21 protein-coding genes are annotated in these 23,661 nt (G+C 71.8%); 13 read left to right on the forward strand and 8 right to left on the reverse strand.

Features of this window, described 5'->3' with window-relative positions; translation table 11 throughout:
• Together ACIPK4_RS12625 and ACIPK4_RS12630 are read left to right on the forward strand one after the other, a co-directional pair.
• Nucleotides 1–1,293: an amidohydrolase family protein gene (locus ACIPK4_RS12625; RefSeq protein WP_402311696.1), complete on the forward strand. Its 1,293-nt coding sequence runs from the start codon at nt 1–3 to the stop codon at nt 1,291–1,293.
• The gene (locus ACIPK4_RS12630) at nt 1,290–2,510 is read left to right on the forward strand and encodes an amidohydrolase family protein (RefSeq protein ID WP_402311699.1); all 1,221 of its coding nucleotides are present in this window, start codon (nt 1,290–1,292) and stop codon (nt 2,508–2,510) included. Before ACIPK4_RS12625 ends, ACIPK4_RS12630 begins: the two co-directional genes overlap by 4 nt.
• 22 nt (nt 2,511–2,532) lie before the next feature.
• Here ACIPK4_RS12630 and ACIPK4_RS12635 read toward each other — a convergent pair whose 3' ends face one another.
• On the reverse strand, nt 2,533–5,628 hold the full coding sequence (locus ACIPK4_RS12635) for an NACHT domain-containing protein (protein WP_402311702.1): 3,096 nt from the start codon (nt 5,626–5,628) through the stop codon (nt 2,533–2,535).
• Nucleotides 5,629–5,741: 113 nt separating this feature from the next.
• On the opposite strand from ACIPK4_RS12635, the gene ACIPK4_RS12640 reads away from it, so the two are divergent.
• Genes ACIPK4_RS12640 through ACIPK4_RS12650 form a run of 3 tightly spaced genes read left to right on the forward strand, consistent with a single transcriptional unit; the run spans nt 5,742 to nt 8,453 of the window.
• Entirely contained in the window at nt 5,742–6,689 is a 948-nt protein-coding gene (locus tag ACIPK4_RS12640; protein ID WP_402311704.1) for a sterol desaturase family protein, read from the forward strand.
• On the forward strand, nt 6,686–7,381 hold the full coding sequence (locus ACIPK4_RS12645) for a lysoplasmalogenase (protein ID WP_402311706.1): 696 nt from the start codon (nt 6,686–6,688) through the stop codon (nt 7,379–7,381). Before ACIPK4_RS12640 ends, ACIPK4_RS12645 begins: the two co-directional genes overlap by 4 nt.
• A 28-nt stretch (nt 7,382–7,409) precedes the next feature.
• Nucleotides 7,410–8,453 (forward strand): zinc-dependent alcohol dehydrogenase family protein, encoded by a 1,044-nt coding sequence (locus tag ACIPK4_RS12650; protein ID WP_402311709.1) that lies wholly within the window; start codon nt 7,410–7,412, stop codon nt 8,451–8,453.
• A gap of 76 nt (nt 8,454–8,529) precedes the next feature.
• On the opposite strand, the gene ACIPK4_RS12655 is transcribed toward ACIPK4_RS12650, so the two are convergent.
• Nucleotides 8,530–10,071, reverse strand: coding sequence for a S8 family peptidase (locus ACIPK4_RS12655; RefSeq protein ID WP_402311712.1), 1,542 nt, complete (start codon nt 10,069–10,071; stop codon nt 8,530–8,532).
• A 260-nt stretch (nt 10,072–10,331) separates the two neighbouring features.
• Here ACIPK4_RS12655 and ACIPK4_RS12660 point away from each other — a divergent pair, with 260 nt between their 5' ends.
• The 3 genes from ACIPK4_RS12660 (at nt 10,332) to moaA (ending at nt 13,498) form a co-directional block, all read left to right on the forward strand.
• Nucleotides 10,332–10,697 carry a DUF485 domain-containing protein gene (locus ACIPK4_RS12660; RefSeq protein WP_054221786.1) on the forward strand — a complete coding sequence of 122 codons (366 nt, stop codon included), beginning with the start codon at nt 10,332–10,334 and terminating at the stop codon, nt 10,695–10,697.
• Complete coding sequence (locus ACIPK4_RS12665) at nt 10,694–12,331, forward strand: cation acetate symporter (RefSeq protein WP_054221787.1); 1,638 nt, start codon at nt 10,694–10,696, stop codon at nt 12,329–12,331. Before ACIPK4_RS12660 ends, ACIPK4_RS12665 begins: the two co-directional genes overlap by 4 nt.
• A gap of 177 nt (nt 12,332–12,508) precedes the next feature.
• On the forward strand, nt 12,509–13,498 hold the full coding sequence (gene moaA, locus ACIPK4_RS12670; protein ID WP_402311716.1) for a GTP 3',8-cyclase MoaA: 990 nt from the start codon (nt 12,509–12,511) through the stop codon (nt 13,496–13,498).
• Between the two features lie 41 nt (nt 13,499–13,539).
• On the opposite strand, the gene ACIPK4_RS12675 is transcribed toward moaA, so the two are convergent.
• Nucleotides 13,540–13,815 (reverse strand): hypothetical protein, encoded by a 276-nt coding sequence (locus tag ACIPK4_RS12675; RefSeq protein WP_402311718.1) that lies wholly within the window; start codon nt 13,813–13,815, stop codon nt 13,540–13,542.
• A 146-nt stretch (nt 13,816–13,961) separates the two neighbouring features.
• Nucleotides 13,962–14,240: a DUF3099 domain-containing protein gene (locus ACIPK4_RS12680; protein ID WP_054221800.1), complete on the reverse strand. Its 279-nt coding sequence runs from the start codon at nt 14,238–14,240 to the stop codon at nt 13,962–13,964.
• 234 nt (nt 14,241–14,474) lie between these two features.
• On the opposite strand from ACIPK4_RS12680, the gene ACIPK4_RS12685 reads away from it, so the two are divergent.
• Complete coding sequence (locus ACIPK4_RS12685; RefSeq protein ID WP_054221790.1) at nt 14,475–14,753, forward strand: GlsB/YeaQ/YmgE family stress response membrane protein; 279 nt, start codon at nt 14,475–14,477, stop codon at nt 14,751–14,753.
• Between the two features lie 78 nt (nt 14,754–14,831).
• On the opposite strand, the gene tyrS is transcribed toward ACIPK4_RS12685, so the two are convergent.
• From tyrS to ACIPK4_RS12700, 3 genes are read right to left on the reverse strand one after another with little or no spacing between them, the layout of a single operon-like run.
• Nucleotides 14,832–16,100 (reverse strand): tyrosine--tRNA ligase, encoded by a 1,269-nt coding sequence (gene tyrS / locus ACIPK4_RS12690; RefSeq protein ID WP_376192151.1) that lies wholly within the window; start codon nt 16,098–16,100, stop codon nt 14,832–14,834.
• A gap of 58 nt (nt 16,101–16,158) precedes the next feature.
• Nucleotides 16,159–17,562, reverse strand: coding sequence for a metallopeptidase TldD-related protein (locus ACIPK4_RS12695; RefSeq protein WP_402311720.1), 1,404 nt, complete (start codon nt 17,560–17,562; stop codon nt 16,159–16,161).
• On the reverse strand, nt 17,559–19,082 hold the full coding sequence (locus tag ACIPK4_RS12700) for a TldD/PmbA family protein (protein ID WP_402311723.1): 1,524 nt from the start codon (nt 19,080–19,082) through the stop codon (nt 17,559–17,561). Before ACIPK4_RS12700 ends, ACIPK4_RS12695 begins: the two co-directional genes overlap by 4 nt.
• 184 nt (nt 19,083–19,266) lie before the next feature.
• Between ACIPK4_RS12700 and fabG the strand changes: the two genes are divergently transcribed.
• The 3 genes from fabG (at nt 19,267) to ACIPK4_RS12715 (ending at nt 21,446) form a co-directional block, all read left to right on the forward strand.
• A complete protein-coding gene (gene fabG, locus ACIPK4_RS12705) occupies nt 19,267–19,986 on the forward strand; it encodes a 3-oxoacyl-[acyl-carrier-protein] reductase (RefSeq protein WP_048476758.1) in 720 nt (239 codons plus the stop codon).
• 5 nt (nt 19,987–19,991) lie between these two features.
• The gene (fabI, locus tag ACIPK4_RS12710) at nt 19,992–20,762 is read left to right on the forward strand and encodes an enoyl-ACP reductase FabI (protein ID WP_054221794.1); all 771 of its coding nucleotides are present in this window, start codon (nt 19,992–19,994) and stop codon (nt 20,760–20,762) included.
• A 213-nt stretch (nt 20,763–20,975) separates the two neighbouring features.
• The gene (locus tag ACIPK4_RS12715) at nt 20,976–21,446 is read left to right on the forward strand and encodes a hypothetical protein (protein ID WP_402311727.1); all 471 of its coding nucleotides are present in this window, start codon (nt 20,976–20,978) and stop codon (nt 21,444–21,446) included.
• A 94-nt stretch (nt 21,447–21,540) separates the two neighbouring features.
• On the opposite strand, the gene ACIPK4_RS12720 is transcribed toward ACIPK4_RS12715, so the two are convergent.
• Nucleotides 21,541–22,239, reverse strand: coding sequence for a FadR/GntR family transcriptional regulator (locus ACIPK4_RS12720; protein ID WP_402311823.1), 699 nt, complete (start codon nt 22,237–22,239; stop codon nt 21,541–21,543).
• 113 nt (nt 22,240–22,352) lie between these two features.
• On the opposite strand from ACIPK4_RS12720, the gene ACIPK4_RS12725 reads away from it, so the two are divergent.
• Nucleotides 22,353–23,660 carry a CynX/NimT family MFS transporter gene (locus ACIPK4_RS12725; protein ID WP_402311728.1) on the forward strand — a complete coding sequence of 436 codons (1,308 nt, stop codon included), beginning with the start codon at nt 22,353–22,355 and terminating at the stop codon, nt 23,658–23,660.
• The last annotated feature ends 1 nt before the right edge of the window (nt 23,661 follow it).

A 23,661-nucleotide genomic window follows, 5' to 3' on the forward strand; every position in this document is an offset into this window, starting at 1 on the left:
GTGAGTGACACGCCGTACGAAGACCCGTACCTGATCATCTCCTCCGACTGCCACGCGGGACTGCCGACCGAGCGGTACCGCCCCTACCTCGACTCCCGTTTCCACCGCGAGTTCGACGAGTTCCTGGGCCAGCGCGACGCCCGCCGAGCCGAGGCCACCCGCCTCGGCGTCCGCAACGAGGCCTTCGCCGAGAAGTGGTTCCACGATCACGAGGAAGGCCTCAAGGGCGGCTGGGACACCGCGCAGCGCCTGAAGGAGCTCGACGGCGACGGGGTCGCCGCCGAGGTCGTCTTCCCCGACGCCGACGCCGTGGACAGCCAGACCGCCGCGCCCTTCGGGGTGGGCCTCGGGCTTTCCGGGGACCAGGATCCCGAGCTCGGCATGGCGGGCGCGCAGGCGCACAACCGCTGGCTGGCGGAGTTCGTCTCCGAGACCCCCGAGCGGCACTGCGGGGTCGCCCTGCTGCCCGTCACGGGGGAGCCGTCGAAGGTCGTCGCCGAGATCCACCGGGCCAAGGAGTCCGGGCTCGGCGCGCTGATGATCCCCGCGATGTGGGTGGACAAGGCGCCCTACCACGACCGCCGCTACGACCCCGTCTGGGCGGCCGCGGCCGAGACGCGGATGCCGGTCGTCACCCACTCCGGGTCCTCGCCCCGCCACGAGTACGGCGACCACCTGGGCATCTTCGTATCCGAGGTCACCTGGTGGCCGGCCCGCCCGCTGTGGTTCCTGCTCTGGTCCGGGGTCTTCGAACGGCACCCGGGCCTGAAGTTCGGGGTGGCCGAATCGGGCTGCTGGTGGCTGCCCAACCAGCTGTGGTTCATGGACCGGCTGTACCTCGGCGCGCACGGCGGCAAGAAGCTGTCGCCGTTCGAGGAGCTGAAGCGCCCGCCGAGCGAATACCTGGACCGCCAGGTGTTCATCTGCGCCACGAACACCAAACGGCGCGAGCTCGCCCAGCGCTACGAGATCGGCGTGGACAACATCCTGTGGGGCTCGGACTTCCCGCACCCCGAGGGGACCTGGCCCGCCACCCGGAGCTGGCTGAAGAACACCTTCCACGACATCCCCGTCGGCGAGACCCGCCGGATGCTGGGCCTGGCCGCGGCGGACGTGTTCGGCTTCGACACGGACGAGCTCGCCCCGATCGCCCGCCGGATCGGCCCGACGCCGGCCGAGCTGGGCCAGAGCGCCGACCAGGCCTGCGTCGAGGCCTCGTGGGCCCGCTCCAGGGAGGTGGGCCGCCACTGGCTGACGGACAACGACTTCCCGGTCCTGGGGGTGTCGCCGTGACGGACGACCGCTACACGGTCATCTCGGCGGACTGCCATGCCGGCGCCGACCTGCTGGACTACAGGCCGTACCTGGAGAAGCGGTACCACGACGAGTTCGACGCCTGGGCCGCCACGTACGTGAACCCGTACGAGGACCTCCTCGCGGACACCGCGGACCGCAACTGGAACTCGGCGCGGCGGCTGTCCGAACTGGAGGCGGACGGCATCGTCGCCGAGGTCGTCTTCCCCAACACCATCCCGCCGTTCTTCCCCAAGGCCTCCCTGATGGCCCAGCCGCCGACGGCCGCGGAGTACACGATGCGCTGGGCCGGGCTCCAGGCCCACAACCGCTGGCTGGCGGACTTCTGCGCGGAGGCGCCGGGCCGCCGGGCGGGCGTGGTCCAGATCCTGCTGAACGACGTGGACGCGGCGGTGAAGGAGATCCGCCGCACGAGGGGGGCGGGCCTCACGGGCGGCATCCTGCTGCCCGGCGTCCCGCCCGGCTCCTCGGTCCCGGAGCTCCACTCGGCGGCGTACGACCCGATCTGGGCGGTGTGCGACGAGCTGGGCGTCCCGGTCAACCACCACGGCGGCTCGGCGTCGCCGCCGCTCGGCGACGAACCGGCGGCCCGGGCGGTGTTCATGGTGGAGACCACCTGGTTCTCGCACCGGGCCCTGTGGCACCTCATCTTCGGCGGGGCCTTCCGCCGCCACCCCGGCCTGAAGCTGGTCCTGACCGAGCAGGGCTCCGGCTGGATCCCGGGCGTGCTCGACATGCTGGACTACTACCACGGCCGGCTCGTCGCGGCGTCGGCCACCGCGGAGGCCAAGTTCGGGGCGGGCCTGGCGGAGTCCATGGGCAAGGGCCCGAGCGAGGTCTGGCGGGACAACTGCTTCGTGGGGGCCAGCTTCATGCGCCCCCACGAGGTCCCGCTGCGGGAGCGGATCGGCCTCGACAAGATCATGTGGGGCAGCGACTACCCCCACGACGAGGGCACCACCCCGTTCTCCCGCGAAGGCCTGCGCATCGCGTACGCGGGCCTCCCGCGGGAGGAGGTCGCCGCGATGGCCGGCGGCAACGCGGCCCGCGTCTACGGCTTCGACCTCGCCCTGCTGGACGCGCTGGCGGCCAAGCACGGCCCGACGGTCGCGGAGATCGCCGAGCCGCTGACGCAGGTCCCGCCGGACGCCACGAGCCCGGCCTTCGCCCGGGGAGGCTCCGTCCGCGTCTGGTGATCCCGCGACCGCGCCGGGCGGCTCAGTTCCGGTACACGAGCCGCTCCGGCGGGATCCGCTCGGCGCCGACCACGCCGGTGCGCCGGTCCACCTCGACCACGAGCCCGTCCGCCTCCGCGAACGGTGAGAGGTCCAGGGTCCCCAGGCATTCGCGCAGGACGAGCCGCCGCAGCCCGGGCAGTTCGGTCAGCGGCTCCAGCGTCCCCTCGAACACGCACCTGAGCAGCACGAGTTCGGTCAGCTGCTGGTACGGCACGAGGGCCGCGGCCGACACGGGGGCGGCGTGGCGCAGCTGCAGGGAGTGCAGCCCCGGGAGCGGGAGCGAGCGGACCAGCTCCCGGTACTGCATGCCGCCCGCGATCGTCAGGTCCTTCACCCCCGGCCACCGGTCGATCCCGTCCAGGGTCATCCTGCGGACGCCCTGCCACAGGGCCAGGGAGGTCAGCCCCTCGGCGGCCGGGACGTCCCCGATCCGCCGCTGCTGCGGCTCGAACCCGATGACCAGGGACTTGAGCCCGTCGACCGCCGCCAGCGGGGCCAGCGACAGGCCGTCCCGGAGGTAGCCGAAGGCGAGGCTGTCCGCCGACAGCTCGGCGACCGCCTCGATGCCCGAGACCTCCGGGCAGTCCAGTACGCCGAGGTGCCGCAGCGACGGGTGCCCGGCCAGCGGTGCCAGATCGGTCAGTCCCGGATTGCGGTGGATGACCAGCCACTCCAGGTCCCGGCGCCCGGAGATCGCCTCCGGGACGGGGCCGTTCCACGTGAGGTGGACCCGCTGGATGTGCGGCATCCGGCCGAGCACGGCCAGCTCCTGCGGCGTGCGCACGTGCAGGTGGCCGACGCGGACGGGGGCCTCGGCGAGGACCGCGTCCGCGTACGCGTCGGTGGGGAACCGCCCCCAGGAGTCGGACAGTTCGTGGACCACGTCGTAGCGGTCGTCCCGGCGGAAGCCGGCGATGACGCGGAGCGCCCGCTCCCCGCCGACCAGCGCTGCCGTGCGGATGACGGCGGCGGCCTGCTGCTCGTCCAGACCCGCCGGGCCGGGCAGCAGCTCCAGGACCAGCTCGCCCGCCTTGGCCAGCTCCTCGGCCTGCCCCACCGAGTGCGGCGGCAGCAGGTGCGCCGTGCGCTCCTCCACCTCGCGCCAGACCGCGGGGTCCAGTTCCGGGGCGTGCTCCAGACAGGCCGCGGCCAGCAGGACGAGGCGGCTGTGGTCCCGCTTGCCCTTGTCGGCCCGCCGCAGCAGCTGCCGCAGCAGGCGCGCGCGCTCGTCGGGGCGGGCGTGCCCGACCGCCATGCGGACGACGTCCTCCCACGCGTCCTCGTGGGCGTTGCCCACCAGTACGCCGAAGTCCCGTGCCTCCACGGCCGCCTTGGCCCCCAGGTAGTCCTGGAAGGTCCGGTGCACGAAGTGGACCGACCCCGGCACCGGCTCCCGGAGCAGCCCGCTGCGGATCAGCAGGTGCCGGAACACCTGCTCGGCCCCGGCCTGCGCCCGTACCTGGGGCATCGCGGCGAGCCATTCGCCGACCATCTCCCGCGCCTCCGTGCAGGACGCCTCCACCTGGCCGTTGCGGATGAGCCAGTACGCGAGCCGCTGGAGCAGCAGGGTCTGCTCGTCCCTGCTGAGGTACACCCCCTCGACACCGGATATGTCGCGTTCGGTGTCCCGGCGCACGAGGAGCATGTCCAGGGCGGCGTCGTACAGCTCCTTGCGGGCCCGGGGCAGGTGCATGCGGCGGTCCCGGTTCAGCGCGCACAGCAGGGCGCACATGAGGGGGTTGGAGGCCAGCCATCCGAGGTCCCGGCGGGAGCCGACGGATTCGATGAGCGAGGTCTCGTACCGGTCCAGGACCGCCCGCTCCTCCTCGGAGCCGCACTCCGCGCGGGCGGAGTCGTGCCAGTGCGTGATGAACGCGCTGACGTCGGCGCGTTCCATCGGCAGCAGGGACAGGAGGGAGAACGCCTGCCCGGTCAGCCAGTCCTCCGGGACGGCCGACGGGCGGGTGGTCACCACGTAGCGGGCCCGGGGATAGGCCGCGAGCAGGGACCGGAGCCAGTCCTCCGTACGGCTGCGGAGCCTGGACGGCACTTCGTCGACGCCGTCGACCAGGACGAGCGCCCGTCCCTCGGCCAGCAGGTTCTCGACCCAGCCGTCGGGGGCCCGCAGCGGCACGCCCGAGGCGCGCAGCCAGTCCTGCGGCATCGGCAGGCCCTCCGGCGAGTTGAACGAGCGCAGCCGCAGGACGAAGGGGACCAGCGTGTTCCAGTGGCGCAGGCCGGGCTCGAAGCTGCGGCGGGCTGCGTTCAGGGCCAGCCACTGCACCAGGGTGCTCTTGCCCGAACCCGCCGGGCCGCGCAGCAGGACGCGCTCGGAGGAACTCAGCGCCAGTTCGGTCTTCATCGCCGAGTGGCGGCCCGGCTCCTCCAGCAGCTGCTCGCCGTTCACCGCCAGGCTGATGTACGCCAGGTCCAGCGGCCACTCCTCGCGGGCCCGGCTGAAGGTCAGGCCGAACAGCCGGAGGCGGCCGTGGGTCTCGGCGACGTAGCGTGCGTACCGCTCCTCGAACGCGTGGGCCGCGCCGCCGTCCTCGTGCCGCCCCATCCGCTCCACGGCGCGGGTCAGCTCGCCGGTGCGGCGGATCAGCTCCACCTCCGCGCGGGCCCCGAAGCCCGGCAGCGTCGTCGTGTACTCCACGGCGTGCGCGCAGCACAGGGCGACCAGGTCGCGGTAGACGGACTCGGCCGCCTCGCTCAGGGCCGCGCCGCGCGGCGGCAGCAGCGTCGCGGCCAGCGCCGCCGGGTCCAGGTCCGCCCCGAAGAGGGCCTCCGCGTCCAGCGTCCCCAGTGCGGCGAACGCGTCGCCCACCGCGTCGACCACCGCGAGGCGTTCGTGCTCCGGCAGGCGGTCCGCCGCCTCGCCCAGGCGTTCGGCGAGTACGCGGGCGAGCCGGCGGACCTCCGGCTCGCCCAGTTCCTGCGGGCGCTGCCAGCGGGCCGCCGGATGTGCCGGGTCGGTGGCCAGTCCCGCCCCCGGTGCGCGTCCCAGCAGGGACTTCACCAGTGCGCCCGCCGCCGTCCCCGCCACCTTCAACAGAACCGTCTCGAAGCCCGTCATCCCCCGCCCTCCCCTTGGCCCGTACATCATCTCGCGAACCCGGGGTAACACCGATGGATACCGATCGGTAACAACCCCTGGCGGCGCCCCCGAACCCGCTCTATGGTGCGGGCATGCCGAACCTGCCCGATGTCGTGCTGTGGTCCATACCTGCCTTCGTGCTGCTCACCGTCATCGAGGTGGTGAGCTACCGGCTCCACCCCGACGACGACGCCGCCGGCTACGAGACCAAGGACGCGGTCACGAGCGTCGCCATGGGTCTCGGCAGCATCGGCTTCGACCTGCTCTGGAAGATCCCGGTCGTCGCGGTCTTCACGGCGGTCTACGAACTGACCCCGCTGCGCGTGCCGTTCCTGTGGTGGACCGCCCTGCTGATGCTGCTCGCGCAGGACTTCCTCTACTACTGGCAGCACCGGCTCCACCACGTCATCCGCATCCTGTGGGCCTGTCACGTCGTCCACCACAGCAGCCGGCGGTTCAACCTCACGACCGCCCTGCGCCAGCCCTGGACCAGCGCCACCACCTGGTGGTTCTACCTGCCGATGGTCGCCCTCGGCGTGCACCCGGCCGCGATCCCGTTCTGCTACGGCCTCAACCTCCTGTACCAGTTCTGGGTCCACACCGAGCGCATCGGGAAGCTGCCGCGCCCCTACGAGTACGTTTTCAACACCCCCTCCCACCACCGCGTGCACCACGCCTCCCAGGGCGGCTACCTGGACCGCAACTTCGGCGGGATCCTGATCGTCTGGGACCGGATGTTCGGCTCCTGGGTCGGGGAGACCGACAGGCCCGTCTACGGGCTCACCAAGAACATCGACACCTTCAACCCGCTGCGCGTGGCCACCCACGAGTACGCGGCCATCGTCCGCGACGTCCGCGCCGCCCGCAGCTGGCGCGAGCGGGCCGGCCGCGTCTTCCGCGGCCCCGGCTGGCAGCCCGCCCCGGCGTCCGCCCCGACCCCGGCCCCGGCGTCCGCCCCGACCCCGGCCCCCGCGTCCGCCCCGGCGGCCGGTGGCGCCCCCACCGCCGGGTCCGCGACCGCCCCGGAGCACGCCGCGTGAGCGACACCGACTCCCGTACGCCCGCCTGGGCGCGCCCCGCCGTGGCCGCCGCCGACGGAGCGGCCGGCCGGATCCTGCTCGGCGCCTTCGCCGCCGCGACCGCCGCCGACCTCGGCTCGCTGCTGGCCGGCTGGCACCTCGGGCACGTCATCGCCAAGCCGCTGCTGATGCCGCTGCTCGTCGCGTACGTGGCCACCCGCCGGGCCCCCCGGCTGCTGATCGCCGCCCTGCTCTTCGGGTGGGGCGGGGACCTGGCCCTGCTCTTCGACGCCGACCCCGCCTTCCTCGTCGGGATGGGCTCCTTCGCCGCCGGGCACGTCTGCTATTTGGTGCTGTTCGGCCGGCGCGGGACGCATCCCGCGCTCGGGGGCGCGTACGCCGTGGCCCTGGTGGGGACCGTCGCGCTGCTCTGGGGCGACCTGCCGGCCGACCTGCGCATCCCGGTCGCCGGGTACAGCCTGCTGCTCACGGCCATGGCCTGGCGCTCCGGCTCCCTCGGCCTGCGCGCAGGTCTCGGCGGGGCGCTGTTCCTGCTCTCCGACACGCTGATCGCCACCGGCGTCGCCGACTGGCCGCAGCTGCCCCGTCCCGATTTCTGGATCATGGCCACCTACGTCGCCGCCCAGTACCTGCTGGCCGCCGGGGCGCTCGCCCCGACGCAGGCGTACGGTAGGACGGTCATACAAGACTGAACTATTTGATCCGGAGGGCTGCACCACCATGCGAGCCACCGTCATCCACGCCCCGCACGACATCCGCGTGGAGGAGGTGCCCGACGCTGCGATCCAGCGCCCCGAGGACGCCGTCGTCCGCGTCCTGCGTGCCTGTATCTGCGGCAGCGACCTGTGGGCCTACCGCGGAGAGGCCGAGCGCCAGCCCGGCCAGCGCATCGGCCACGAGTTCCTCGGCATCGTCGAGGAGGCAGGCCCGGCGGTGTCCGGCCTGAAGCCCGGCGACCTCGTCGTCGCCCCCTTCATGTGGTCCGACGGCACCTGCGACTACTGCTCCGAGGGCCTGCACACCTCCTGCGTGGACGGTGGCTTCTGGGGCTCGGTCGGCCACGACGGCGGCCAGGGCGAGGCCGTCCGCGTCCCGCACGCCGACGGCACCCTCGTGAAGCTGCCCGCGGACGCCGTCTCCGACGACCACCTGCTGACCGGCCTGCTCGCGCTGTCCGACGTCATGGGCACCGGCCACCACGCCGCCCTGGGCGCGGGCGTCCGCAAGGGCTCCACCGTGGCCGTCGTCGGCGACGGCGCGGTCGGCCTGTGCGGGGTCCTCGCCGCCAAGCGCCTCGGCGCCGAGCGGATCATCGCACTGGGCCGCCACACCGTCCGTACGGACATCGCCAAGCTCTTCGGGGCCACCGACGTCGTCGCCGAGCGCGGGGAGGCCGCCGAGGCCGCCGTCCGCGAGCTCACCGGCGGCCAGGGCGCCCACTCGGTCATCGAGGCCGTCGGCACCGAGCAGTCCATGCGCACCGCCGTGAACATCACCCGCGACGGCGGGGCGATCGGCTACGTCGGCGTCCCGCACGGCAGCGGCACCGGCCTTGACCTCGGCGTGATGTTCGACCGCAACATCACCCTGCGCGGCGGCGTCGCCCCGGTCCGCGCGTACATCCCGGAGCTGCTGGCGGACGTGCTGAGCGGCGCGATCGACCCGGCGCCCGTCTTCGACCGCGCCGTGTCCCTGGACGAGGTCCCCGACGGCTACCGCGCGATGGACGACCGCAGCGCGCTGAAGGTGCTCATCAAGCCCTGACGGCAGGGAACGCGCACAGGGGCCGGTCCGGGGAGTCCCCCGGGCCGGCCCCTGCCGTTCAGGGTCGTTCAGCCCGTTACTTGACGGCCTTCAGCGCGTCCACCACGCCGTAGCCGTAGTAGCCGGTCTGGCCCCACTTGCTCTGGCAGGTGGTGGCGTCGACCAGCGCGCCCGTGGCGTCGTACAGCTTCTCCGGGCAGGCCGCCTTCGTGGCCTGCGCCTTCAGCATGGCCTGGAGCTGCGAGGGCGTGGCGTTCGGGTGCGCGCTCTTGAGCAGCGCCGCCACGCCCGCCACGTGCGGTCCGGCCATCGAGGTGCCCTGCTTGTAGCCGTAGCCGCCGCCCGGCAGGGTGGACAGCACGCGGCCGTTGGCGTCGGGGGTGGCCGGGATCTGCCACTTGTCGCCGCCCGGGGCGGCGACGTCGACGACGCCCAGGCCGAAGCTGGAGTAGTACGACCGGATGCCCTGGTCGCCGGTCGCGCTGACCGTGACCACACCCGGCAGCTGGGTGGGGATGTCCAGGCAGACGTGCGGGTCGATCGTGCGCGGGACCGGGGTGCCGTCGTCCGGGCTCGTGTCGTCGACGATCGCGTTCGACGCCAGGTCGTGGTTGGAGTTGCCCGCCGAGGCCACGCTGAGGACGCCCTTGCGCTCGGCGTACTTGGTCGCCCGGCCGAGGGCCTCCACCAGTGCCTTCTGGTCGTCGTCCGCCTTGCAGTTGTAGAGCCAGGGGTCGACGTAGTAGCTGTTGTTGGTCACCTCGATCCCCTTCTCGGCGGCGAACATGAAGCCGCAGACGACCGCCTCGGTGAAGAACAGGCTGGTCCCCGGCTCGCTGACCTTGATCGCGGCGACCTTCACACCCGGCGCGACACCCGAGATGCCGATGCCGTTGCGGGCGGCCGCGATGGTCCCCGCCACGTGCGTGCCGTGGTCGCTGCCGTCGGGGTACGGGCGCCACGCGCCGTCGGTGGTGTCCGCGATGCCGCCGACGCAGTTGGCCGACTGGCCCTTGGAGAAGTTCGCGGCGAGGTCCGGGTGGGTGTCGTCGACACCCGTGTCGATGACGCCCACGGTGACGTCGGGGCTGCCATCGTTGATCTTGTGCGCCTGATCGGCCCTGATCGCCCGCAGGTCCCACTGGTTGGGCTCCAGCGGCTCCTGACCGTCCGTGGCGGCTGCCGTCGCCTTGGCGGCGTCCGCCGCGCTCAGCTTCTGCGTCGTGCCCTCCTCGGTGGTCGCCACCGTCTGCAGGGGGGCCGTCCGGGTGGCGCCGACCGACACGAACAGGCCGCGCTGGGCACGCAGCTGCTTGGCGAAGTCCGGGTTCTGGGAGTGTGCGACGACGACCCCTATCTGCTCATAGGACGTCACCACCGTTCCGCCGGCCCGCTCGACGGCCTTCTTCGCGGCCTGCACCGTGGCGTACGTGTTCAGGTTCGCGACGTACGAGAGCTTGGGGCCCGTGGTGTCGGGCTTCGCCGCGGTCGCCGTGCCCGCCGTGGTGCCGAGCGGGGCGGCGGACGCCGCGACCGTGGGCAGGAAGGCGAGCGAGGCGGTGAGCGCCAGGCCGATCGGTACGGCGATACGCCGGCGACCGGATCCCAGATGAGCCATGGGTTCTCCACATCATCCGTGAAAGAAGCCGTCCTGCGCGTGATCGCGCAGGACGACGGGTTCATGACAGGTGAACCTAGTGCCGCCGTTCGCCTCTCCGCCATCAGTTCGACAAATCAGTTTCCCGAGTATCAGTGGGCGTTGAACCGTCCCGACGCGCCGTACGTGCCGTTGTCAGGGGGTGATCAGCGCCACCGTCCCCCCACACGGAGGTTGTTTTGTCCGTCCCCACCGCACCCGCGTCACAAGGAGAGCCCCCCGTGACCACCGAAGCAGCGCCGCCGCACGGCAGCGCGGGAACGCCTGCGGCGAGCCCCGCCGCCGAAGAGTTCGAAAGCGTCCAGCAGAGCGCCGAATTCGCCGAACTGCGCAGTTCCTACCGCTCCTTCGCCTTCCCGCTCACCGTGGCCTTCATCGCCTGGTACCTGCTCTACGTCCTGCTGTCCAACTACGCCGGCGGGTTCATGGGGACCAGGCTCTTCGGCAACGTCAACGTCGCCCTCGTGTTCGGCCTCGCCCAGTTCGCGACGACCTTCCTCATCGCGTACTTCTACTCCCGGCACGCCGCCGCGAAGCTCGACCCCAAGGCCGCGGCGATCAAGGCGCGGATGGAGGCCGGCGAATGAGCGGCACCCTCCAGCTCGCCCTCACGACGGACCTCGCCGCAGGGGCCACCGAGCACCGGCCGCTGATCATGACCCTGTTCGGGCTGTTCGTCGTCGCCACCCTCGGCATCACCATCTGGGCCGGCCGCCAGACCAAGGACGCCGCCGACTTCTACGCGGGCGGCCGCCAGTTCACCGGCTTCCAGAACGGCCTGGCCATCTCCGGCGACTACATGTCCGCCGCGTCCTTCCTCGGCATCGCCGGCGCCATCGCGCTCTTCGGGTACGACGGCTTCCTCTACTCCATCGGCTTCCTCGTGGCCTGGCTGGTCGCCCTGCTGCTCGTCGCCGAGCCGCTGCGCAACTCCGGCCGCTACACGATGGGCGACGTCCTCGCGTTCCGGATGCGCCAGCGGCCCGTCCGCACCGCCGCCGGCACCTCCACCATCGTGGTCTCGATCTTCTACCTGCTCGCCCAGATGGCCGGCGCCGGCGTGCTCGTCTCGCTGCTCCTCGGCATCACGAGCGACGGCGGCAAGGTCGCCGTCGTCGCGCTGGTCGGCGTACTGATGATCCTCTACGTCACCATCGGCGGGATGAAGGGCACCACCTGGGTCCAGATGATCAAGGCTGTCCTGCTCATCGCCGGCACCCTGCTCATCACCTTCCTCGTCCTGTTGAAGTTCCACTTCAACATCTCCGACCTGCTCGGCAAGGCGGCCGAGAACAGCGGCCAGGGCGCCAAGTTCCTGGAGCCCGGCCTCAAGTACGGCAAGGACGCGACGACGAAGCTGGACTTCGTCTCGCTCGGCATCGCCCTGGTCCTCGGCACCGCCGGCCTGCCGCACATCCTGATCCGCTTCTACACGGTCCCCACGGCCAAGGCCGCCCGGAAGTCCGTCAACTGGGCCATCGGCATCATCGGCGCCTTCTACCTGATGACCATCGCCCTCGGTTTCGGCGCCGCCGCCCTGCTCAAGCGCACCGACATCCTCGCCTCCAACAAGGCCGGCAACACCGCCGCCCCGCTGCTCGCCCAGGAGGTCGGCGGCGGAGCCGGCTCCACGGGCGGCGCGGTCCTGCTCGCGGTGATCTCCGCGGTCGCCTTCGCCACCATCCTCGCGGTGGTCGCCGGGCTCACCCTCGCCTCCTCCTCGTCCTTCGCCCACGACCTCTACGTCAACGTGATCCGCAAGGGCAACGCCACCGAGCAGGAGGAGGTCCGGGCGGCCCGCTGGTCCACCGTCGTGATCGGCGCCGTCGCCATCGGCCTCGGAGCCCTGGCCCGCGACCTCAACGTCGCCGGGCTCGTCGCCCTCGCCTTCGCGGTCGCCGCCTCCGCCAACCTGCCGACGATCCTCTACAGCCTGTTCTGGAAGCGCTTCACCACCCGGGGCGCGCTGTGGTCCATCTACGGAGGCCTCGTCTCCGCGGTCGTCCTGGTGCTCTTCTCCCCGGTCGTCTCCGGAAAGCCCACCTCGATGTTCAAGGACGCCGACTTCTACTGGTTCCCGCTGGAGAACCCCGGCATCGTCTCGATCCCGCTCGGCTTCCTGCTGGGCTGGCTGGGAACCCTCCTGTCCAAGGAGAAGGCCGACCCCAGGAAGTTCGCGGAACTCGAGGTCCGATCCCTGACGGGAACGGGCGCCCACTGAAATACTCCCCACACGGAACGTGGCCGCGTCGTACTTCTCTACGACGCGGCCACGCCGTGTCTCGTTCATTTGGGCATCCCAAGGAGTCACGGCCGTCGCGTAGGCTCGAATACGGCGCCAGGCCTTTATCCAAAGTGGCGCAAACCTCTATGGACCGGACAGGGGAGGGGGCCCGAAATGCTTCTCGACACCTACGGCCGCGTGGCCACTGACCTTCGCGTCTCGCTGACGGACCGGTGCAATCTGCGCTGTACGTACTGCATGCCCGAGGAGGGACTGCAGTGGCTCGGAAAATCGGATCTGCTGAGCGACGAGGAGATCGTCCGGCTGATCCGGATCGCGGTCACCCGGCTCGGGATCACCGAGGTCCGCTTCACCGGCGGCGAGCCGCTGCTGCGCCCCGGCCTGGTCGGCATCGTCGAGCAGTGTGCGGCCCTGGAGCCCCGCCCCAAGATGTCGCTGACCACCAACGGCATCGGTCTCAAGCGCACCGCGCAGGCGCTCAAGGCCGCGGGCCTGGACCGGGTAAACGTTTCGCTGGACACCCTGCGGCCCGAGGTCTTCAAGACCCTCACCCGCCGTGACCGGCACCACGACGTCATCGACGGCATGGCCGCCGCCCGCGCGGCCGGCCTGACCCCCGTCAAGGTCAACGCCGTCCTGATGCCGGGCCTGAACGACGACGAGGCCCCCGACCTGCTCGCCTGGGCCGTGGAGAACGAGTACGAACTCCGCTTCATCGAGCAGATGCCGCTCGACGCCCAGCACGGCTGGAAGCGCGACGGAATGATCACCGCCGGGGACATCCTCGCCTCGCTGCGCACCCGCTTCACGCTCACCGAGGAGGGCGCCGAAGAGCGCGGGTCCGCCCCGGCCGAGCGCTGGCTGGTGGACGACGGCCCGGCCACCGTCGGCGTGATCGCCTCGGTCACCCGGCCCTTCTGCGGCGCCTGCGACCGCACCCGGCTCACCGCGGACGGCCAGGTGCGTACGTGCCTGTTCGCCACCGAGGAGTCGGACCTGCGCGGGGCCCTGCGCTCCGGCGCGCCCGACGAGGAGATCGCCCGCCTGTGGAAGGTGGCGATGTGGGGCAAGAAGGCCGGGTCCGGACTCGACGACCCGTCCTTCCTCCAGCCCGACCGCCCGATGTCCGCGATCGGCGGCTGAGGGCCACCGGCAGCTGACCGCCGGCCCCGCCGCTCCGGCGGCTAGCGGCGCTCCGAGCCCTCCGGCTGGACCCATTCGTCCAGCTTCACGACGTCCTTGAGGAAACCGCGGACCCCCAGGAACCGGGACAGATGTTCGCGGTGCTCCTCGCACGCCAGCCAGGTCTTGCGGCGCTCCGGCGTGTGCAGCTTCGGGTTGTTCCACGCCAGGACCCAGACCGCCGCATCGCGGCAGCCCTTCGCCGAACAGGCGGGGGCCTCGCCGGAGCCTTCGGAGCGAGCGGCGTCGGGAGCGTCGGGGGAATCAGGGGAGTTCACGCCTCAACCCTACAAACCCCTGCCACGGAAAGGCGACGCCGAGCAGCCACGGGGGGAGCTGCCCGGCGTCGGTCCGTCGCTCCGACGGGGGATGCGGAGCGCGTAGGCAGTATGTCACGCAGGACCCGGTGCAGTGCACCGGAACTTCATGATTGATCTGAGGTTTTCTTGAGGTTTCCCGTGTTCAGTGCCGGACGCACAGGTGAGGGGATGAAGTGCGAGGGCAACGAGGGGGTCGACTCGCGCCCAGCGTTGGCGATGACCACGGCCACGTACGGCAGCAGCGCGCCCGCGATGAGCGTCACGATCGCCACGTGACGTTCCACGTTCCACAGGATCACCGTCGCCAGGACCGACAGGGTTCTGATCGACATGGAGATGACGTACCGGCGCTGCCGTCCGCGCACGTCCTCGTCGAGTCCCATCCGGGCCCCGGTGATCCGGAAGACCTCGGCCCCGTTCCGCTTCTTCCGCTCCACGCTCCACCGCCCGATTCACCCGCCGGACACATCCCGGTCCGGACCCCTCCCACCGTACGCCGCCCGCTTCGTGACGAGGAGAGGGGGTGTCCCCCGAATGGGGCCGTCCGAAATGCGTGGTAGGCCGTACGGGTCGAGACTGGGCCCACATGCGCGCGACGCGCCACGAGGAGGCTCGACATGTCATGGTTGTGGGCGATCATCGTCGGTTTCGTGCTGGGCCTCATCGCCCGGGCGATCCTGCCGGGCAAACAGCATCAGCCGATCTGGCTGTCCACGCTGTTCGGCATGGTCGGCGCCATCCTCGGCAACGCCGTCGCGGGCTGGATCGGCGTGGCGGACACCCGGGGCATCGACTGGACCCGGCACCTGCTCCAGCTCGCCGGAGCGGTCCTGATCGTGTTCCTGGGCGACATGATGTACAAGGCGGTCCGGGGCGGCAGCAGGCAGACGACCTGAGGACGGCATGACGGAGGGGCCGGCCGGACATCCGTCCGTACCGGCCCCTCCGCCGCGCTCAGTGCCCGGACACGGGGCTCAGGCGCCCGTGACCTCGACCGCCGCCAGGTTCTTCTTGCCCCGGCGCAGCACCAGCCAGCGCCCGTGCAGCAGGTCCTCCTTGGCGGGGACCGCGTCCTCGGCGGTGACCTTCACGTTGTTCACGTAGGCGCCGCCCTCCTTCACGGTCCGGCGCCCGGCCGACTTGCTCGCCACCAGCCCGGTCTCCGCGAGCAGGTCCACCACCAGGCCGGGCTCGGCGACCGTGGTGTGCGGCAGCTCGGACAGGGCCGCGGCCAGGGTGGCCTCGTCCAGGTCCGCCAGCTCGCCCTGGCCGAACAGCGCCTTCGACGCCGCGATCACGGCGGCGCACTGGTCGGCGCCGTGCACCAGGGTGGTCAGCTCCTCGGCCAGCGCCCGCTGGGCGGCGCGCGCCTGCGGCCGCTCGGCGGTCTGCGCCTCCAGCTCCTCCAGCTCCTCGCGGGACTTGAAGGAGAGGATCCGCATGTAGGTGGAGATGTCCCGGTCGTCCACGTTCAGCCAGAACTGGTAGAACGCGTACGGGGTGGTCATCTCCGGGTCCAGCCAGACGGCCCCGCCCTCGGTCTTGCCGAACTTGGTGCCGTCCGCCTTGACCATCAGCGGGGTCGCCAGCGCATGCACCTCGGCGTGCGGCTCCAGGCGGTGGATCAGGTCGAGGCCGGCCGTGAGGTTGCCCCACTGGTCGGACCCGCCCTGCTGGAGGGTGCAGCCGTAGCGCCGGTACAGCTCCAGGAAGTCCATGCCCTGGAGCAGCTGGTAGCTGAACTCCGTGTAGCTGATGCCCTGGTCCGACTCCAGCCGCTTGGCGACGGAGTCCTTCGTCAGCATCTTGTTGACGCGGAAGTGCTTGCCGATGTCCCGCAGGAACTCGATGGCGGACATGCCCGCCGTCCAGTCCAGGTTGTTCACCATGACGGCCGCGTTCTCGCCCTCGAAGGACAGGTACGGCTCGATCTGGGAGCGCAGCCGGCCCACCCAGTTCGCGACGGTCTCCGGGTCGTTCAGCGTCCGCTCGGCGGTCGGCCGCGGGTCACCGATCTGACCGGTGGCCCCGCCGACCAGCGCCAGCGGCCGGTGGCCGGCCTGCTGGAGCCGTCGCACGGTCAGCACCTGCACCAGGTGCCCCACGTGCAGGGAGGCCGCCGTCGGGTCGAAGCCGCAATAGAAGGTGACCGGACCGTCCGCGAACGCCTTGCGCAGCGCTTCTTCGTCGGTGGACTGGGCGAAGAGCCCACGCCACTTCAGTTCGTCGACGATGTCCGTCAAGGTCTCTCGACTCCTTCAGATGATGATTGCGTCACGCCGATGAACCAGTCTAGGTGGATCAGACGCCCTTGCTGACCGAGCTCATGTTGAAATCCGGGATCCGCAGCGCGGGCATCGCGGCCCGGGTGAACCAGTCGCTCCACTCGCGCGGCAGCGTCTTCTCGGTCCGGCCCGCCTCCGAGGCCCGCGACAGCAGGTCCACCGGCGATTCGTTGAACCGGAAGTTGTTCACCTCGCCCACGACCCGGCCGTTCTCCACGAGGTACACGCCGTCCCGGGTCAGGCCCGTGAGCAGCAGCGTCGCCGGGTCGACCTCGCGGATGTACCAGAGGCAGGTCAGCAGCAGACCCCGCTCGGTGCCGGCCACCATCTCCTCCAGCGACTTGTCGCCGCCGCCGTCCAGGATCAGGTTCCCGAAGCCCGGCGCGACCGGCATGCCGGTCATGGCCGCGCTGTGCCGGGTCGTGGTCAGCCGGGCCAGCTCGCCCTCGCGGATCCACTCCGTCGCCGGGACCGGCAGGCCGTTGTCGAAGACCGACGCGTCGTCGCCCGAACTGTGCGCGATCACGAACGGCGCGGACTCCAGGCCCGGCGCGTCCGGGTCGCTGCGCAGGGTCAGCGGCAGCCGGGACAGCTTCTCGCCGAGCCGGGTGCCGCCGCCGGGCTTGGAGAACACCGTCCGGCCCTCCACCGCGTCCCGGGCCGCCGCGGACCACATCTGGTAGATCAGCAGGTCGGCCACGGCCGTCGGCGGCAGCAGGGTCTCGTACCGGCCGGCGGGCAGGTCGATCTTCCGCTCCGCCCAGCCCAGCCGTACGGCGAGCTCGGCGTCCAGCACGGTCGGGTCCACGTCCTTGAAGTCCCGGGTCGAGCGGCCGGCCCAGGCCGAGCGCTGCCGGTCGGGGGACTTGGCGTTGAGCTCCAGGGTGCCGTTCGGCTGGTCGTGGCGCAGCCGCAGCCCCGTCGAGGTGCCGACGTACGTGGAGACCAGCTCGTGGTTGGCGAAGCCGTACAGCTCCCGGCCGCCCGCGCGGGCCCGGGCGAAGGCCTCACCGAGAGCCGGGGCGAAGTCGGCGAACACCGCCGAGGAGGTCTCGGCCGGGGCGTCCGTGAAGTTAGGCGAGGCGGGGGTCCCGGTCACCAGCGGCCGGGCGTCCTCCGCGGGGCCGGCGCCCCGCGCGGCGGCCTCGGCCGCCCGGACCAGCGGCTCCAGGTCGTCCGCGGTGACGGCGGAGCGCGACACGACCCCCGAGGCCGTGCCCTCCCTGCCGTCGACGGTGGCGATGACCGTCAGGGTCCGGCCGCGGGTCACGCCGTTGGTGGTGAGCGCGTTGCCCGCCCAGCGCAGATTGGCCGTCGACTCCTCGTCGGCGATGACGACGCAGCCGTCGGCGGTGGAGAGCTCCAGCGCCCGCTCGACGATCTCGTGGGGCTTGGTGCGTCCGTTCGAAAGCGTGCTCATCGGCCGGCCTCCTGCGTGGTGTTCAAGATGTTCACGTCGCGGAACAGCGCGGACGGGCAGCCGTGCGAAACCGCGGCGACCTGCCCCGGCTGGGCCTTGCCGCAGTTGAAGGCGCCGCCCAGGACGTACGTCTGGGGGCCGCCGACCTTCTCCATCGAGCCCCAGAAGTCGGTGGTCGTGGCCTGGTAGGCGACGTCGCGCAGCTGCCCGGCCAGCCGGCCGTTCTCGATCCGGAAGAACCGCTGTCCGGTGAACTGGAAGTTGTAGCGCTGCATGTCGATCGACCAGGAGCGGTCGCCGACGACGTAGATACCGCGCTCCACCCCGCCGATCAGGTCCTCGGTGGACAGCCCGCCGGGATCCGGCTGGAGCGAGACGTTCGCCATCCGCTGGACGGGCACGTGCCCGGGGGAGTCGGCGAAGGCGCAGCCGTTGGATCGGCCGAGGCCGGTGAGCTGCGCGATCCGCCGGTCGAGCTGGTAGCCGACCAGGGTGCCGTCCTTGACCAGGTCCCAGCTCTGCGCCTGGACGCCCTCGTCGTCGAAGCCGACGGTGGCCAGGCCGTGCTCGGCGGTGCGGTCACCGGTCACGTTCATGATCGGCGAGCCGTACTTCAGCTTGCCGAGCTGGTCGAAGGTGGCGAAGGAGGTCCCCGCGTACGCCGCCTCGTAGCCCAGCGCCCGGTCGAGCTCGGTGGCGTGGCCGATGGACTCGTGGATCGTGAGCCACAGGTTGGACGGGTCCACGACCAGGTCGTAGCGCCCGGCCTCGACGCTCGGCGCCCGCATCTTCTCGGCGAGCAGTTGCGGGATCTGCTCCAGCTCGGCGTTCCAGTCCCAGCCGGTGCCGGTCAGGTACTCCCAGCCGCGCCCGGCCGGCGGGGCGAGGGTGCGCATCGAGTCGAACTCGCCGGTGTCGGCGTCCACGGCCACCGCGGTGAGCTGCGGGTGGATCCGCACGCGCTGCTGCGTGGTCGTCGTGCCCGCGGTGTCGGCGTAGAACTTGTTCTCGTGGACGGCGAGCAGCGAGGCGTCGACGTGCGAGACCCCCTCGGCGGCCAGCAGCCGGGCGCTCCAGTCGGCGAGCAGGGCCGCCTTCTCCGCGTCCGGCACCTCGAACGGGTTCACCTCGTACGCGGAGATCCACGTCCTGTCGGCGTGCACCGGCTCGTCGGCGAGCTCGACCCTCTCGTTCGCACCGGCGGCCTTGATGACCTGGGCGGACAGCTTCGCCATGGCCACGGCCTGCGAGGCCACCCTGGCGGCGCCGTCCATGGTCAGGTCCACACCGGAGGCGAACCCCCAGCTGCCCCCGTGCACGACGCGGACCGCGTACCCGAGGTCGGTGGTGTCGGAACTGCCCGAGGGCTTGGCGTCCCGCAGCCGCCACGAGGCGCTGCGGATCCGTTCGAGCCGGAAGTCGGCATGGTCGGAGCCCAGCGCGCGGGCCCGGGCGAGCGCCGCGTCGGCGAGCGCCCGCAAGGGCAGCGCGGTGAAGGCCGCGTCGATGGAATGGGGCACGAAGTCCTCCCGGGGTCGGGGCCGGTCGCCTCGATCATGTCGCGCTCGGGGCGCCTGTGCCTACATCTTTCTGTAGGGACTCGACAGAGCCCGTACCGAGGCCCTGTGGGAGATCGATTCTGCGTGCGGGGGGCCCGGCCTATAGGTTTCTGGTACTCAGACCGCTAGTCGAAAGGGTGATCCGTTGAGCCGCTCGGTTCTCGTCACCGGAGGAAACCGGGGCATCGGCCTCGCCATCGCCCGAGCCTTCGCGCAGGCCGGCGACAAGGTCGCGATCACGTACCGGTCGGGTGAGCCGCCGCAGGAGCTCACCGCGCTCGGCGTCCTGGCGGTCCGCTGCGACATCACCGACTCCGAGCAGGTGGAGCAGGCCTACAAGGAGATCGAGGACGCGCACGGCGCGGTCGAGGTGCTGGTGGCCAACGCCGGCATCACCAAGGACACGCTCCTCATGCGGATGTCCGAGGACGACTTCGCGTCCGTCGTCGACACCAACCTGACCGGCACCTTCCGGGTGGTCAAGCGCGCGAACCGTGGCATGCTCCGTGCCAAGAAGGGCCGCGTCGTCCTGATCTCCTCGGTCGTCGGCCTGCTGGGTTCGGCCGGACAGGCCAACTACGCGGCCTCCAAGGCCGCGCTGGTCGGCTTCGCCCGTTCGCTCGCGCGCGAGCTCGGTTCGCGCAACATCACCTTCAACGTCGTGGCCCCCGGTTTCGTGGACACCGACATGACGAAGGTGCTCACCGACGAGCAGCGTGCGGGCATCGTGGGCCAGGTGCCCCTGGGCCGCTACGCGCAGCCCGAGGAGATCGCGGCCGCCGTGAGCTTCCTGGCGTCCGACGACGCCGCGTACATCACAGGAGCCGTCATTCCCGTTGACGGCGGATTGGGCATGGGTCACTGATCACCATGAGCGGAATTCTCGACGGCAAGCGCATCCTCATCACCGGGGTGCTGATGGAGTCGTCCATCGCCTTCCACACCGCCAAGCTGGCCCAGGAGCAGGGCGCCGAGGTCATCCTCACGGCGTTCCCGCGTCCGACGCTGACCGAGCGCATCGCCAAGAAGCTGCCGAAGCCGGTCAAGGTGATCGAGCTCGACGTCACCAACGACGAGCACCTGGCCCGCCTGGAGGGCCTCGTCCGCGACGAGCTCGGCGGCCTCGACGGCGTCGTGCACTCCATCGGCTTCGCCCCGCAGGACGCCCTGGGCGGCAACTTCCTGAACACCCCGTTCGAGTCGGTCGCGACCGCGATGCACGTCTCGGCGTTCTCGCTGAAGTCGCTGACCATGGCGTGCAAGCCGCTGTTCCCGGCGGAGGGCGCGGCCGTCGTCGGCCTCACCTTCGACGCCCAGTACGCCTGGCCGCAGTACGACTGGATGGGCCCGGCCAAGGCCGCGCTGGAGGCCACCAGCCGCTACCTCGCCCGTGACCTGGGCAAGGAGAACATCCGCTGCAACCTGGTCTCCGCCGGTCCGATCGGCTCGATGGCCGCGAAGTCCATCCCGGGCTTCTCGGAGCTGGCCGACGTCTGGAACTCCCGCTCCATGCTGGAGTGGGACATGAGCGACCCGGAGCCGGCGGGCAAGGGCGTCGTGGCCCTGCTGTCGGACTGGTTCCCGAAGACCACCGGCGAGATCGTCCACGTGGACGGCGGCCTGCACGCGATGGGTGCCTGAGCGGCACGCGTACGTCCGTACGGCGGCGGCCGCGTCTCCCTTCCGGGGGGCGCGGCCGCCGCCGTTCGTGCCCGCGGGGGCGGGGATCCCGGCGGCACACTCGATCGGATGTCCGACCTCCGACCGGGTCTTCCCGAGTCGAAAACCGGGACGGATACCTGCAAACTGACCGAGTCGGGATCTTCCCGGCTCGTGCGGGGAGGAGGTACGGGAGTGCGCGCGAGGCGGAGCCGAGCGGTATCGCTGCTGGTCACCTCGGTGGTCCTGACGGGATGCCTGATCCCGGGAGCCGTCGCGCAGCCCGAGTGGGGCGAGCCGGCCCCCGGGCCCGAGGCGGTGGCACCCGCCGCGGCGGAGCAGGTGTCGGACCAGGTGCCGGACCGGGCCGTCGTGGACCTGGACGAGATCCCCGCCGAGCCGCCCGTACGGACCGGGCCGCCCGCCGCCGAGGAACTGTTCGGCGCCGACTGCGACACCGTGATCGAGGGGTCGCAGGTCACGGCGGCCTGCCACAACAGCTACGCGGAGACCGACCTCCTGCGCCTGCACGTGGAATGCGACCGCTGGTGGGACCTGGACGCGGACACCGCCGCCACCGCCCTCGGGCCGGCCGGTCGGGTCGAGCTCACCAGCCGCTGCTGGAAGGAAGTCCGCTCGGCCTGGGTCACCCACCAGCGCCCGTGAGCCGCCGGCGCCTGTGAGCCGCCGGCGCCTGTGAGCCGCCGGCCGCCCGTGAGCCGGGCGGCCGGCCCGGGCCGGTTTCATGCCCGGGCTGGTTTCATGCCCGGGCTGGTTCCGGCCCCGGCTGCTTCCGGCCCAGGCAGGCGAACGGGTAGCCCGCCGCCTCCGACGCCGCCGCGTCCCCGTCCCCGCGCCGGATCGCCTCGATCAGCCGGGCGTGGTCCAGGTGCGCCGCCGGATCCAGCTCCGTGCCCACGTCCGTGCGCAGCCAGTCGGCCACCAGGTCGCCGAGGTCCGCGTACAGCTCGATCAGCACCTCGTTCTGCGAAGCCGCCACCACCGCCATGTGCAGTGCCACGTCCGCCGCGACGAACCGCTCCGCGTCCCCGCTCTCCCAGGCCTCCTCGCGCCGTGCCAGCAGTGCGTCCAGCTGCCCCAGGTCCCGCTCGGTGCGCCGCTCCGCCGCCAGCCGGGCGGCCGCGGACTCCAGCGTCGAGCGGAGTTCCGCGATGTGCCGCGGGTCGGCGCCCGCGAACCGGCGGTGCATCACCCCGGCGAGCTCGCTGGTGGCGATGACGTACGTCCCCGAGCCCTGCCGGATGTCCAGGAGCCCGTTGTGCGCAAGGGCCCGGACGGCCTCCCGCACGGTGTTGCGGGCGACGCCCAGCAGCTCCACCAGCTCCGGCTCGGTGGGGATGCGGGATCCCACCGGCCATTCGCCGGACGTGATCTGGTTCCGGAGCTGGGCGATCACCTGATCGACGAGCGCGGAGCGCCGGGGCGAGGTCAGCGGCATGCGGGCGGGGTCCTCTCCGAGTGCAGCATGGTTCAGCACGGGGGGTGGTTCGGCACGGGGTGGTTCAGCACGGGGGGTGACAGTCAATCATCCCATGATTCTATGATGGTGTTATGCCCGACGAAGACATCAGGACCCTGAACCGGCCCCAGGCCGCCCGCACGGTACCCGCACAGCCCCGCCCCACCGCTCCCGAGGACCCGCGTCCGCAGCCCACCTGGCTCGGCCCGGTCCTGATCGTCGGCATCGTGCTGGCCGCCCTCAACCTGCGGCCCGCCATCACCAGCCTCGGCGCCCTCTTCGAGGAGGTCCGCACCGGCCTCGGCATGAGCGGCACCGTCGCCGGACTGATCACCTCCGTCCCCGCGCTCTGCTTCGCCGTCTTCGGCGTCACCGCGCCCCGGCTCTCCCGCCGCTTCGGCCCGGCCGCCGTCGTCTGCGCCGGCATGGGCGCCGTCGCGGCCGGCCTGCTGATCCGGCCCTTCACCGACGACGCCGTCGGGTTCCTCGCCGCCAGCGCCCTGTCCCTGGCGGGCATAGCCCTGACCAACGTGCTGCTCCCGGTCATCGTCAAGCGCTGGTTCCCGGACCGCGTGGGCACCATGACCGGCCTGTACTCCATGGCCCTGGCCATCGGCACCTCGCTCGCCGCCGCCGTGACCGTCCCCATGACCTCCGCCCTCGGCGGCGGCTGGCGAACGGGCCTGCTGGTCTGGGCCGTGCTCGCGGTGGCCGCCGTACTGCCCTGGCTGCCCGTCACGGCGGCCGTCCGGCGGGAGAGGCGGGCCGCCGCCTCCGGGGCCGCCGCGGACGTACGGGCCGACGCCGGCCCGAAGATCGTCCGCAGCCGTACCGCCTGGGCCCTGGCCTGCTACTTCGGCCTCCAGGCCACCGGTGCGTACATCACCATGGGCTGGCTCCCGCAGATCTTCCGCGACGCCGGGGTCTCCGCCGGCACCGCCGGCGTCCTGCTCGCCGTCACCATGGTCATGGGCGTCCCGCTCGCCTTCGTCATCCCCAACCTGGCCGGCCGGATGCGCAACCAGGGGGCCATCGCCGCCACCCTCGGCGTCTTCGGGCTCGTCGGGTACAGCGGCCTGCACTGCGCCCCCGCCGCCGGAGCCTGGGCCTGGGCGCTCCTGCTCGGCGTCTCCAACTGCGCCTTCCCCCTCGTCATCACGATGATCGGGCTGCGCGCCAAGTCCCCGGCCGGAGTCGTCAAGCTGTCCGCCTTCGCGCAGAGCGTCGGCTACCTGATCTCCATCCCCGGGCCGCTCCTCATCGGCACGCTCTACCAGCACAGCGGGGGCTGGGACCTGCCCCTGACCGTCATGGCGGGTCTGCTGGTCCCACAGATCGCGCTGGGCGTCCTGGCCGGCCGGGACCGCACGATCGAGGACGAATGCGGCATGGGAGACTGAG

The sequence above is a fragment of the Streptomyces sp. NPDC086989 genome (assembly GCF_044745505.1).
Lineage (GTDB): Bacteria > Actinomycetota > Actinomycetes > Streptomycetales > Streptomycetaceae > Streptomyces.